This is a genomic window from Methanothermococcus okinawensis IH1, from assembly GCF_000179575.2.
Lineage (GTDB): Archaea > AGJL01 > Methanococci > Methanococcales > Methanococcaceae > Methanofervidicoccus > Methanofervidicoccus okinawensis.
Genome location: NC_015636.1, coordinates 907,241 through 920,267 on the forward strand (window position 1 = coordinate 907,241; position 13,027 = coordinate 920,267).

Genomic DNA, 13,027 nt, shown 5'->3' on the forward strand with positions numbered 1-13,027 from the left:
AATTTTAATATTTCTAATTTATTTTTAATTATTTTTTTAGTTTTTAATAATTAATGTTATAACCAATATCAAGAAGGAATAATAAAAAAATAAATAGATTTGATAATTATGGTTGAATATATTATATAACCATAAACATTTAACTATATTTTAATCATATCCTATTATATCCTATCGTTATATCTTATCTTTTATTTTTTAATCTAAATAAAATGCTCCAATAATGGATGACTTATGGTATATATGCCAATTAACATGATTACAATACCACTTATTAATGGAAGTTTATTTATGTTTTTACTTTGAATATATTTTTCTATAAACTGTTTTCCCTTTACAAACAATACCGATAGCAAAGATATACTTAGTGAAAGTCCCAAACTAAATATAAACACATAAATAAGTCCATCGTATAGATTGCCACTTGATATGCTGAATAACAATACCGCAAGAGCCGCAGGGCATGGAACAAGTCCCGCAGAAAGACCTATTGCCAAAACTCCTTTTTTTATATTTAGTTTATGCTCATGAGGATGGAAATAATTATTTTTTAAAATCCAAAATCCTATGGTTATCAATATCCCACCACCAATTACACTCATTATATCGTGGGTCATCTCTGAGCTCATGCTTTCAATTAAGTATATCGAAAAAATACCCAATAAAAAAACAGTTGAAGTGTGAGAAATAACCACTGTGAGACCAAGAAGCAATGCATCTTTTAAACTTGCCTCAGTTCCCAGAACATAGGCTGCCATAACTGATTTGCCATGCCCTGGTTCAAGGGCATGTATAAAGCCAAGTGTGAATGCAGTTAATATCCATAGGAGCTCCATAAATATCACCATCGTAATATTTAATATTTAAATAACTTAAATATATTATTACCTAATAATACTAAATTGTAATTAATATATAAATAAGTTATTACTAAAAAAAGTAAATTGTTAAATATTAAAAATGTCTTTAATTGAAAATTTTAATAAATAATATGAAAAATAAAAAAATGGTATTACTCAATAACTTTAAAATTGGAAAATAGAAATTAAATATCTTTAACTTCATTCCAACAATTTTTTACAACTTCAACAGAGTGTTTAAATGCTTTAAATTCATCATCGCTTATTTTTATAGGGACTACTTCCTCTATTCCATTTTTTCCTACTACAACAGGAGCTCCGATACATACATCTTTTATTCCATCTATCTCCCCATCTAAATAGGCAGAAAGTGTTAATAGTCGTTTATCGTTATGGATTATGCACTTAACAACATTTACTATGGCAGAGGCTGGTCCATATTCAGAACCTCCTTTTAACTCTATTATTCTTTTCCCCCCATTTTTTACAAAATCAACTATTTTTTGATATGGCAAGTTTTCAAAACCGGGTAATCGATTTATAGGAATGCCTCCAATTGCCGTGGCACTTAGTAATGGAACCATGGTATCCCCATGTTCTCCAATTATCCTTGTTCTAACATCATCGATATGCACTCCGAAATATTTTGCAATTGCCACTTTAAACCTCATAGAATCTAAATGAGTTCCAAGTCCAAAAACCTGATTTTTTTCATATCCACTTTCAACCAATGCCTTTTGGGTCATTACATCTACGGGATTTGTTATCATAAACAATTTTGTATCGCAGGTTTTAGATAAATTTCTTACATAATTTTTAACAATTTTTGCATTTTCTTTTGCTAAATCAAGTCTTGACATTTTATCATTTCTTGGAACACCTGCTGGAATAATGGTAATTTCACTCCCATCCACCACTGAAAGGTCTTTTTCACTATGAACTTCAATTTCAGCATCCCTACCCTCAGCTGCAAGGGCATCATATATATCCATTTTTATTCCTTTTAACTTGTTTAGTGATTTTTCTCTTGATATTAAATTTATATGGTTTATATACGGTTCCTTTGCAAGTAGAAATGATACCATTGACCCAATTCTTCCAGAAGCCCCAATTACAGACACCTTCATAATCTCACCTTATAATTAAAAATTTTTGATTAAATATTAAACCATAATCTATATATATGTTAAGATTGTTAATATTTATAACAAAGTTATTATTAATAAATGTTATAAAATATATTATATTATTACTAAATTTAAAATAAAAAATTATAAATATGAATTATACTCTATTAAGATTTATTTTAATAAATATAAAATTTATTTTAATTAATAATTAAGAATTTATTGAGGTCATTGCTATGGTTAAATTCATGGAAGATATTGATGAAATGGATGAAACAGATAAAATGGCAATAGATATATTAATAAATGCCCCTTTGATGTCAGAACATGAAATGAAATATGCAGTAAATAAATTAAAAATAATAGCAAAGAAAAAAAAGAATAATAAACGAAAAATAAATGATATATTGGATTATTGGGCAAATAAAGCTTACACAATTTCGATGAAATCTTAAATTTTTTTATTTTATATTTATAATACAATATTTTGGATTATTGGAGTCGGAGCTCCGAAAATATTTAAATTTGCTTTATCTCATAATATCCAATTTCATCGATAATTATATATATAACTTAGGCATATATCAGTAATTAGCATTTTATGTTAAATATTTAAAATAAAATATTGTAAAAATATAATATGAGGTGGGAATGTGAAAGTGAGTGTTAGAAATAAATTAAAAGGAACTGTGGAAGATATTAAAGTGGGTCAGGTTATGGCGGAAGTTTTTGTTAAAGTAGGGGACCAAAGGATAGTTTCAGTAATTACAAAAGATGCTTTGGATGATTTGGATATTAAAGTAGGGGATGAAGTAGTGGCTTTAATCAAATCAACATCTGTTGCAATTGGAAAATAAATAAATATTATATTTATATATTTATTTTCTATTTATTTTAACTACAAAATAATTTTTTATTATATTTATTTTTTAATAATTTTTAATAATTTTTTAACAATAATTATGTTTCTATTTTTTATTAAAATTTTGAGCTTTTTAATTTAAATTTATTATTAATGTGATGTTATGATATTAGGAATCCACGATGGACATAATGCAAGTGCCTGTTTAATAGATAATAACAATAATATAAGGTATGCCATAAGTGAGGAGAGATTTACAAGAAAGAAAAATCAGAGAGGATTTCCAAAATATTCTGTAAATTATATATTGAATGAGATAAAAAAATTAGATAAAGAAAGCACAATAGATATAATAACCGTAGGAGGCATTTTTAGAAAAGGAAATCGGTTAAAAGCATTAAAAAATTTTCAAAAAGAAGTAAATGTTCCTATGGTATATTTTAACCATCATTTGTGCCATGCTTCATTGTATAAATTATCCAATTTTAAGGAATGTTTGATAATTACAATGGATGGTGGAGGAGATGCTCTCTCTTCAACCGTATCAATTGGAAATAAAAAAGGTTTGGAGCTATTGGCACAGAATGATTTAATAGATTCTGTTGGTGATTTCTACGCCTCCATTACAGAGGTTTTAGGATTTAAACCTATGGAAGATGAAGGAAAAGTTATGAGTTTATCCAGTTATGACTGCGTAGATGAATCACCTATCAATTTAAAAGTTATTGATTACGATAGTAAAAGAAAATCCTTTGAGAATTACCTTGGTATTGTTGGATATGAAGCTACAAAGGCATTAAAGAGGATTTTTAATTTAAATAAAAATGTAGATTTCAAAAATAAGGTGTTGATTTCAAAATATGCTCAAAAAACCCTTGAAGATGTTGTTTTAAAAATGATAAATGATTTTTCAAAAGAAACTGGAATAAATAATATAGTTTTCAGCGGCGGAGTGGCACAAAATGTTAAATTAAATAAAAAAATAGCCGAAAATTATAACCTATATGTCCCGCCGTTTATGGGGGATGAGGGACTTTCTGTTGGTTCTGCATTACTATTTAATAATAAAAAAAATAAAAAAACCAAAAATAAGGAGATAACCTTAAAAAATACCTATTTGGGATATGAAATTAAAAATGAAGATATGGAGCTCCTATACAATAATGATAGTAATATCCACAAAAATTATAAAATAACCTATGTGGAAGAAGAGGAGCTCCCAGAAACTATTGGAAATCTTATAGTAAATAATAAAATTGTATGTCTTTGTAGAGGTAAAATGGAATTTGGACCTAGGGCGTTGGGAAATAGAAGCATAATATCACTACCTACTAAGGAAAACTCAGAAAAGATTAATAAAATGCTTAATAGGGATAATTTTATGCCTTTTGCACCTACCATACTTTATGAGCATATTGACGATTATATTATTAATCCTTCATACAGTCCATTTATGACCTTATTATTCGATATAAAACATGAGAATAAAAATAAAATAGATGGCGTTGTTCATGTGGATAATACTACCAGAGCTCAGACATTAAAAAGAGAATTTAATAAAACCTATTACGATATAATAAATCATGTTTATGAAAATACGAATATTCCAATGGTTTTAAATACAAGTTTCAATCTACACGGCGAGCCTATCGTTTGCAATGAACAAGATGCTTTAAAATCCTTTAAATCTGTTGGTAATGCCTTATTATTAGGAAATTGGTTAATCGAGAAGATTTAATTTATTTTCTGCTTAATCTTCTCCTAAGTGCGATATAGAGATTACCTATTACAATCATTGAAGCTATGCTGTATAGACAATATATTAATGTATCCAATAAAGATTTACCATTTCCTATGTAAAACTTGTCTCCCAATACTGATTTTAAGTATCCCGCGTATATTATTAAGTAATCTGGAAATTTAATATTTTCAATAACTGGATTTATATAATAAACAGCTGTTAAAATAAGTGGTGTTATAAATATTAAAATAATTAATCCAATTATCGGCTTTTTTATGGATTCTCCATAGTCAGATATTAATCCATATAAAAAAATAACAATATATTCAAAAATCCCAGACTTTTCTTTTATCAACTCCATTTCTTTTTTAAATAATTCTGATGCTTCAATATATGTTCTATTATTCTCAATAGATAGCCTTAAATTCCTATATTCTGCAAGAACTGATTTATAATTTAAATCTTCAGAAATAACACCATATGCTGAATAATATATATCCATATTATCTTTTAACTTTTTTAGGGCATTATAAATTTTTAAATAAGGATATAAAAACACAAAAAAAATTAATTCTATTGATATTAATATAATATCATCATAAATCATCTTAAAGCCTATCGTAATCAATAATGGTGTTATGATGAATAACACTAACAAAATAGATATTATGACAGATATGGTCGTTTTCAGTGGCATTTTTAGTTTAGGTAATATCCAAGTTACAATTTTTATTGTAAAATCATGAGGTTTGTCATTTCCAATTTCTAACAATAATTTTTGAATTTTAAAATTAAGATTGGAATCATCGTTATATTTTCCAGAGTATATATTGCTCAATTCTTCATCAACATCTTTAAGTAATAAATATTCCTTAAATTTCAGCAATTTATGGCTTAAAATCTCTTCTTTTTTTATACCGCATAGTAGCATTACTTCTCTAACATCTGTTTTTAAAAATGATGTTTTTGATAGTGAAAAGTTTTCTATTTTTGTATTTTTGTTTAAAAATTGAGCATTGTTAAATATTGCTAAGTAGTTATCATTAATTATATTATTAATCACCTCAAATATATTGGTTATATTATATATTAATCGTTTATCTGGTTTTTTAAACTAATATTATTATTTTTTTGAAATTTTTTGAATCCAATTTTATTATTTATAAATTCAATTTTATCTTTTTTTGATTTAAATTTACCTTTTCTGAATAATGCTAAATCCTCAAATACGCAATCAATAACGGCTAATAATACAAAATAAATATCTCTAAAATCTGCACAAGATTTAAAAGTTAATCCATAACAATTCAATTCATTAAACATGACTTCCTTAAAATCAACATACCCATTAAAAGTAGTATCTAAAAAATTAGCTTTTCCTTTAAAAATGGAGCCAATAAAATAAACTTCTTTTTCAAAAGTGCAAGTTGAAAAATTAACATCTTCATAGAATATATTCTTTGGCGTTTCATTGTTACTTATATATAAAGATTTGTTTTCACATATTATGATGCCCTTAAATTTACAATGTTCAAAATACATTTTACCATGAAATTTAGAGTTAAAAATTCCTACGCCCTCCTGAAATTTTACATTATCAAACTTGGTACCTTTTCTAAATTCAACACTATCAAATACCACATTTTTAAATTTTGTATTTTCAAAAATAACATCGTTAAACTCTATACTCGTAAAATTAACACCATCATTAAACTCTGTTTCTTTAAAAGATGCTAATTCTCTAAATTCTAATTTTGTAAAACCATATTCAACATGTTCATTAAAATGTGTTTTATCAAAACTAACGATACTTTTAAATTCCATATTTTGAAAATATGTTTCTCCATTGAAGTTACATTCTTCAAAAAATACCCTTATGTTAAATTCTGAATAATTAAAAGAAGTTTTATTATGAAATTCTGCATCTTTAAAATTAACATTTTTAAAAGTACCCCCATCTTCTTTTTTTCCAAACACTGCATTGAATTCAACTTCTCCAAAAAATTTAACTTTACTAAAAGAAGCTTCTTGTTGAAATTTAGTTTGTTTTAGGTTATCGTTTATATGTGTGCTGCATGAAAAATCAGTGCTTCCGTAAAAAATTGCATTGTTAAAATTGCATGAATTTTTAAATACTACTCCTGAAAAATCAGTATAATAAGAACCCACATATCCACTGTTTGATTCTAAATATTTATTGAATAAAGTATTTTCAAAATCTGCTTCTCCATTAAACTCGGAGCTCCTAAAATCAACACTTCCATCAAATATTGCATCTTTAAAGTTGGCTTCTTTTTTAAATAAAACATTATAAAATTCAACATTCCCATTAAACACTATTCTAATGTATTTAAATAATGCAACGTAATTTTTATAAATATAATTGGTTAAAAAAGCCCCTTTCATTATAAATTTATCATTAAATTCAATATTTTTAATAGTTATGATAAAATTAATTTTAACATAAATACCATCTTCTTTTTCCTCAATTAAATCTTTTAATTTCTCATCATCTTTTATTTTATCATAAATATCAGCAATAGAAACTACTCCTTCAACTGTGGCATTTTCTAATTTAAATTCTTTATTTTCTTTTAAGCATTCTATAAATTTATCATAAAAATCTTCCGTAGTTCCATCTTTATAATGTATCGTAGGAGCTCCCATAATTACCCCCTAAAAATAAAAAATTATTCTAAATATTTTAAACAATCTGGAAAATACTTTTTAATATAATCTTTATCCCTATCTATGTAAATATGCATTGAAACGCTGTGGTGTGTATATGTCCCATAATCAACTCCAACTTCTTCTGCTACTTTTTCGCCCAATGCAATTAATCCTAATGCGTTACTTACAAAAGCCACCATTAAATCGTTGCTTCTGAATAATACCGTTTGATGCAATTTGTTATCTCTAATAAGAAACTGGACAAACTGCAAGCAGGGAACAGAACCATAATCTTTTTTACTAACTTCGATATCTATATCGGGTTGCCAAGTAATTGCCACACAACGCCTTGAATTTGGTTGTTCCTTTAATTTATCAATAATATATTCTATTTGATTTATTTCATTATTATTTACAGGATATTTGAATAAACGCTCATGATAATCGTAAGAAAATATATTTTTACTACCATATAATAAATTATTTGTATATTGTTCTACTGCTTTTTTTCCAAGCGGATATTTGGGGCTTATACTTTTTAATTTTGGATTTGTAATTTCTATTACTGTATTTCTAAGTTCTCTACATCGTTGCCCGTCCTCTGTTATCATGTCCTCTCCATCTTTTAATATCTTCTCAACTAAATATTCATAAGCTACTCTCACTGATGGTTTTTTAATATAAATTGCCATTGTATCACTTTAAATTTTTTAATAAATTTATTATAATTTTTAATAATTTTAATTTTTAATTTAATTTTTTAACTTATCTCAATTTACGTTTTATTTTTATATCTTTTTTATTATCTATTATATATCAACATAAAAAAATTATTATCATATATTTTTAGCTTTATCTTCTAATTCTATTATTTATCATCTTATTTTTTATTTTATTATTTTATTTATTATATTATATTTTGAGGTGAACTCATGGACAAACCAAATATATATTTAAAATCACATTTTCTATATGGTAGTGAATTTGAATATAAAAAAGGTATTTTAGTAATTGAAGATGGTATAATAAAAGGATTTACAAACGAAGACATTAAAAATTATATAAAATATGATGGAGTAATAATGCCCCCCTTAATAAATGCTCACACCCATATTGGCGATAATATCATAAAAGACATCGGTATAAACAAAACCCTTGATGAGCTTGTGAAACCACCAAATGGATTGAAGCATAAATTTTTAAATACCTGTGATGATAAACATTTAATACATGGGATGTTGGATGGATTGCATGAACTCCGTAACAATGGAATAAAATATTTCTGTGATTTTAGGGAGAATGGATTAAGAGGCATAAATATTTTTAAAGAATCTTATGAATTATTTAAAAAATCAATTGCCCAAGATATTGGAAATACTGAACATATTGGAGATACTAAGAATATTAAAAAAAATATTAAAAATATTAAAAATAGCGATATTACCCCAAAACCTATAATCTTGGGAAGACCTAAATCCAACGATAAGGAATTAAAAAAAGAGATAAGGGATATTTTAAAAAATTCTGATGGGATAGGATTAAGTGGATGTAATGAATACAGCGACAAAGACTTAAAATTTATTAGAAATAATGATTATAAGATTTTTTCAATACATGCAAATGAGCATAAAGGTTCTGTTGAGTATTCAAAGGAAACCTACGGAAAAACCGAAATAGAAAGAATAATTGACTTAAAGCTTAATCCAAATTTTATAATACATGCAACCCATGCAACATCCCATGAGGCAGAGCTCCTATATGAATATAACATACCTGTTGTAGTCTGTCCAAGGGCAAATGCATCATTTAATGTGGGATTGCCTAATATACCCATGCTTTTAAAAAATAAAGTGCTTGCTGGTCTTGGAACAGATAATTTTATGGCTAACTCCCCATCTTTATTTAAGGAAATGGATTTTATCTATAAATTATATCACATAGACCCAAAAGAGATATTAAAATTTGCTACAATAAACAATGCTAAGATTTTAGGACTTAAAGATATTGGATTGATTGATGAGGGCTATAAAGCCACATTTACATTTATTAAAAAATCACATTCAATAAAATACTCTAAAAATATCGTAGCATCAATTATAACTCGATGTGAAAATGGAGATATTAAAATCATAAAAATGACATAATATAGCATAATAAATAGCCGTAATAGTTAAAAAATTAAAATAAAATAAAAACATAAACAAAAACATTAAAAAATTAAAATATTTAAGATGATAATATGACAATAATTAGATTTCACGGAGGATGTCATCAAATAGGAATGTCCTGTGTAGAGATAGATACAAAAAAATCAAAAATATTGCTTGATTGTGGAATGAATCCATCGGATAACAGATTGCCAAGTATAAATCCGTCTGACATGGATGCAGTGGTGGTGTCGCATGCCCATTTAGACCATTGTGGAGCAGTTCCCTATTTTAATTTTAAAAAGATATACTGCACAGTGCCTACTGTTGATTTGATGTATATCGTTTGGAAGGATATATCAAAACTTTCAAAAACCTATGGTGAAAAAGATATAAAACAAGCTATGGAATCTATCGAGACATTAAATTATCGAGAAGAGAAAAAAATAACAAAGGATATATCTATGAAGTTATATGATGCAGGTCATATTCTTGGGAGCTCCTCCATATATTTGGATGTGGATGGAAAAAAAGTGTTATACACAGGAGATATTAATGAGATAGAAACTAAAACACTTCGTCCTGCTGATACTGACATTGATGAAATAGATACATTAATTATAGAATCGACTTATGGTTCTCCAATGGATATAAAGCCTGCAAGGAAGGTTTTAGAAAAACAGCTTGTAGATGAGATTTCAAAAACTATCGAGAAAGGGGGGAAGGTAATTATTCCCGTATTTGCAGTTGGAAGAGCTCAGGAGATTATGGCTATAATAAGCAATTACATGAGAAGTGGGCTATTAAAAAATGTGCCTGTTTATGTGGATGGTTCATTGATTCACGCCACAGGAGTATATCTAAGTTATTCAGAGTGGTTAAATCCAAAGATAAGGAATGGACTTGAAAATAGAATAAACCCTTTTGGTGATGTAAAAAAGGCAAATAGACAGATAATTGATAAAGAAGATTCCTGTATAGTCATATCTACATCAGGAATGGTTCAGGGAGGTCCTGTTCTTCAATATTTAAAACTTTTAAAAGACCCAAAAAATAAAATTATATTAACGGGATATCAAGCAGAGGACACATTGGGACGGCAACTTGAAGAGGGAGCGAAGGAAATAACCCCATTTAAAAATAAATTGCCTATAAATGGAGAAGTAGTTAAAATAGAGTTTTCTGCTCATGGAGATTACAATTCATTGATAAGATATTTAAAAAAGATACCAAAACCAAAAAAAGTCTTTGTAATGCACGGTGAAAGATATCAAGCATTATCCCTTGCTATGACTATATGGAAGAACTTTAAAATTCCTTCAACAGCCCCAACAGTGGGTAGTGTATTGCCGTTGTTTTAATATATTATATATCTCCAACTTTAAATATGTCTTTTATATTTTTTTTAAATCATATTTTATTTTTAAATTATATTTTAATTATTCAAATTTTAAAGTTATTTTTTTATATATTATTTTAACATGTTATCACTATTTTTCTTATTGTTATTAATTAAATAATACTTAACCAATTTTTTTTAGGATTTAAAAATCTAAAACCCCTTATTTGGATATTTAAAAAGATATTTCTTTATATAATGCCATTAAAAGAATATATTATAACTATTTTATTTTTGGAGGTGACTCATGTGGCAGAAACAGTAAGAATTACCCCGACCACAAGACATGAAGGACATGCTAAATTGATATTGGAAGTAAATGATGAAGGAATTGTAAGTAAAGCATATTATCCAAATACAACCCCAGTAAGGGGATTTGAAACAATGTTGAAAGGAAGACCTGCAAGTTTTGCACCTATTGCAGTTATGAGGATTTGCGGTATTTGTCAGGCAACACATGGTATAGCATCATGTGAGGCAATTGAAAATGCCATTGACTGTGAAATACCTGATGATGGTAAGTTATTAAGGGAGCTCGTAGGTTTAGGAAATAGAATGCATTCTCATGTATTACATCACCTATTAACCGTAGATGATTTTTTAAAACCTGATGAGTCAGATTTAAGAGTTGAATTTATTAAGTTAGTTCAAAGAATGAGAAAGGCAGGCCAGCTAATAGTAGATGTTGTTGGAGGGGAAGGGATACACCCACCAAATATCGTAATAGGTGGTATGAAAACGAATATTACCGAAAGGGCTAAATCAAAATTATACTATGCATGCAGGCAATTTGAGAAGGATGCCCACACAATGTATGAAACCTACACAGGATTAATCGAAAGATATCTTGAAGAAATAGGAATACCTGATTTAGGAGCTCACGAGTATCCATACATAGCATCCCATACAACATTTGGAAATAGGGATGCCATAAATTGGAATGATGTTACAGAGATACCTGCTCAAAGATACTATGAAAATTCAGAAATAGCTCAAACTGCTACAAACCAGATACCATTTTATGCAGGCGTTCCAACCGAGGGGGGTCCAAGAGCTAGAATGGTTAGATTTGGAGATTTTAGAGAAGGCGGAAGTGCCATGGATATAAATATTGCAAGGGCTCAGGAAAACTTTGGAGCAGTATACAGGGCATTGGAAATACTTGATGAATTAAATATCAACGGAAAATCAAGAGTAATTCCTGAATATAAAGATGGATATGGAATTGGAGTTCATGAAGCACCAAGGGCAATGAATACTCATATGGCAGAAGTTGGAAAAGACGGAAAAATTAAATCTTATAATATCATAGCGGCATCAACATGGAACTTCCCAATAGTTGAAAAGGCGATTGAAAAATACCCTCATCAATATGCGGAAGTTATAATGCGTGCCTATGATATATGAGCTTCATGTGCAACACATGTCATCGTAAAAGATGACGAAACAAAAGAATTAATCGAAGTAAGAAGAATTTAAATAAATAAAAAAGAAAAGCTCAAAGGGAACCCATAGGGACCTGAGAGCAAATTACAATATTAAAATAAAAGTGAAATAATAAATAAAGCATAATAAACGAAATATATAATAAAATATATTATATCGAAGTTATCTTTATGGTTGGTTATATGGAGGATTTAGATATTAAAAACATGGAAAATAATAGTATTGATAATAATAAGGACATACCAGAATGTGATTTAACCCTTTCCTACTTTAAGGAGATAATGGTTTTGGCATGCGGAAATATCCTATTTGCAGACGATGGATTTAGTGTTCATGTTATTGAAAGACTTAATGAACTATTAACTGATGAGGAAAAGGAAAAAGTATCTCTTGTAGATGCTGGTGCAGGAGCTCCCCAACAAGTTCTGTCATTAATGGATGAAAATTCAAAAACAAGAAAAATTATCGTTGTAGATATAATTGATTACGGTTTAAAACCCGGAGAAATAAAGATACTTGAAAAGGATTACTTACCAGACCCTGACCATAGTAGATTGGATATTCATGACTGGCCATTATCCAGAGCTCTGAGGGAGGTATGCGATAATTACGATATTGAATTAAAAGTCGTAGGATGTCAGGCAAAGTATGTTTCTGAACCTGATGTAGTGCTTGAATTAAGTAAAGAAGTTGAGGAAGCGGTGGATAAGGCAGTAAATATCATATTGGATGAAATAAGAGGAGATATTGAAAAGAAATAAAATATGTACAACAA

At 27.9% G+C, this 13,027-nt stretch carries 12 protein-coding genes; 7 read left to right on the forward strand and 5 right to left on the reverse strand.

Features of this window, described 5'->3' with window-relative positions; genetic code table 11:
- Positions 1 to 203: 203 nt before the first annotated feature.
- Together METOK_RS04535 and METOK_RS04540 are read right to left on the reverse strand one after the other, a co-directional pair.
- Complete coding sequence (locus METOK_RS04535; protein WP_013867044.1) at positions 204 to 836, reverse strand: HoxN/HupN/NixA family nickel/cobalt transporter; 633 nt, start codon at positions 834 to 836, stop codon at positions 204 to 206.
- 209 nt (positions 837 to 1,045) lie between these two features.
- Positions 1,046 to 1,987, reverse strand: coding sequence for a malate dehydrogenase (locus tag METOK_RS04540; RefSeq protein WP_013867045.1), 942 nt, complete (start codon positions 1,985 to 1,987; stop codon positions 1,046 to 1,048).
- A 236-nt stretch (positions 1,988 to 2,223) separates the two neighbouring features.
- Between METOK_RS04540 and METOK_RS04545 the strand changes: the two genes are divergently transcribed.
- From METOK_RS04545 to METOK_RS04555, 3 genes are all read left to right on the forward strand, one after another.
- A complete protein-coding gene (locus tag METOK_RS04545) occupies positions 2,224 to 2,442 on the forward strand; it encodes a hypothetical protein (RefSeq protein ID WP_013867046.1) in 219 nt (72 codons plus the stop codon).
- A 198-nt stretch (positions 2,443 to 2,640) separates the two neighbouring features.
- A complete protein-coding gene (locus tag METOK_RS04550) occupies positions 2,641 to 2,844 on the forward strand; it encodes a TOBE domain-containing protein (protein ID WP_013867047.1) in 204 nt (67 codons plus the stop codon).
- A gap of 168 nt (positions 2,845 to 3,012) precedes the next feature.
- On the forward strand, positions 3,013 to 4,587 hold the full coding sequence (locus METOK_RS04555; protein ID WP_013867048.1) for a carbamoyltransferase C-terminal domain-containing protein: 1,575 nt from the start codon (positions 3,013 to 3,015) through the stop codon (positions 4,585 to 4,587).
- Position 4,588: 1 nt separating this feature from the next.
- Here the strand turns inward: METOK_RS04555 and METOK_RS04560 are convergent, their stop codons facing one another.
- Genes METOK_RS04560 through METOK_RS04570 form a run of 3 tightly spaced genes read right to left on the reverse strand, consistent with a single transcriptional unit; the run spans position 4,589 to position 7,952 of the window.
- The gene (locus METOK_RS04560; protein WP_013867049.1) at positions 4,589 to 5,653 is read right to left on the reverse strand and encodes a hypothetical protein; all 1,065 of its coding nucleotides are present in this window, start codon (positions 5,651 to 5,653) and stop codon (positions 4,589 to 4,591) included.
- Positions 5,654 to 5,679: 26 nt separating this feature from the next.
- A complete protein-coding gene (locus METOK_RS04565; protein WP_013867050.1) occupies positions 5,680 to 7,257 on the reverse strand; it encodes a pentapeptide repeat-containing protein in 1,578 nt (525 codons plus the stop codon).
- Positions 7,258 to 7,280: 23 nt separating this feature from the next.
- Positions 7,281 to 7,952, reverse strand: a complete 672-nt coding sequence (locus METOK_RS04570; protein WP_013867051.1) for a thymidylate synthase — start codon at positions 7,950 to 7,952, stop codon at positions 7,281 to 7,283.
- A gap of 240 nt (positions 7,953 to 8,192) precedes the next feature.
- On the opposite strand from METOK_RS04570, the gene METOK_RS04575 reads away from it, so the two are divergent.
- The 4 genes from METOK_RS04575 (at position 8,193) to frhD (ending at position 13,013) form a co-directional block, all read left to right on the forward strand.
- Entirely contained in the window at positions 8,193 to 9,404 is a 1,212-nt protein-coding gene (locus METOK_RS04575; protein WP_013867052.1) for an amidohydrolase family protein, read from the forward strand.
- 95 nt (positions 9,405 to 9,499) lie between these two features.
- Entirely contained in the window at positions 9,500 to 10,768 is a 1,269-nt protein-coding gene (locus METOK_RS04580; RefSeq protein ID WP_013867053.1) for an MBL fold metallo-hydrolase, read from the forward strand.
- A 287-nt stretch (positions 10,769 to 11,055) separates the two neighbouring features.
- Positions 11,056 to 12,285 (forward strand): coenzyme F420 hydrogenase subunit alpha, encoded by a 1,230-nt coding sequence (gene frhA, locus METOK_RS04585; protein ID WP_157198879.1) that lies wholly within the window; start codon positions 11,056 to 11,058, stop codon positions 12,283 to 12,285.
- 173 nt (positions 12,286 to 12,458) lie between these two features.
- Positions 12,459 to 13,013 carry a coenzyme F420-reducing hydrogenase, FrhD protein gene (gene frhD / locus METOK_RS04590; RefSeq protein WP_048058047.1) on the forward strand — a complete coding sequence of 185 codons (555 nt, stop codon included), beginning with the start codon at positions 12,459 to 12,461 and terminating at the stop codon, positions 13,011 to 13,013.
- The last annotated feature ends 14 nt before the right edge of the window (positions 13,014 to 13,027 follow it).

What these genes read in the sequence shown, in the direction of transcription:
- METOK_RS04535 (WP_013867044.1), bottom strand. Translation starts at nt 836, where the DNA reads ATGGAGCTCCTATGGATATTAACTGCATTCACACTTGGCTTTATACAT.
- METOK_RS04540 (WP_013867045.1), bottom strand. Translation starts at nt 1,987, where the DNA reads ATGAAGGTGTCTGTAATTGGGGCTTCTGGAAGAATTGGGTCAATGGTA.
- METOK_RS04545 (WP_013867046.1), top strand. Translation starts at nt 2,224, where the DNA reads ATGGTTAAATTCATGGAAGATATTGATGAAATGGATGAAACAGATAAA.
- METOK_RS04555 (WP_013867048.1), top strand. Translation starts at nt 3,013, where the DNA reads ATGATATTAGGAATCCACGATGGACATAATGCAAGTGCCTGTTTAATA.
- METOK_RS04565 (WP_013867050.1), bottom strand. Translation starts at nt 7,257, where the DNA reads ATGGGAGCTCCTACGATACATTATAAAGATGGAACTACGGAAGATTTT.
- METOK_RS04570 (WP_013867051.1), bottom strand. Translation starts at nt 7,952, where the DNA reads ATGGCAATTTATATTAAAAAACCATCAGTGAGAGTAGCTTATGAATAT.
- METOK_RS04575 (WP_013867052.1), top strand. Translation starts at nt 8,193, where the DNA reads ATGGACAAACCAAATATATATTTAAAATCACATTTTCTATATGGTAGT.
- METOK_RS04580 (WP_013867053.1), top strand. Translation starts at nt 9,500, where the DNA reads ATGACAATAATTAGATTTCACGGAGGATGTCATCAAATAGGAATGTCC.
- frhD (WP_048058047.1), top strand. Translation starts at nt 12,459, where the DNA reads ATGGAAAATAATAGTATTGATAATAATAAGGACATACCAGAATGTGAT.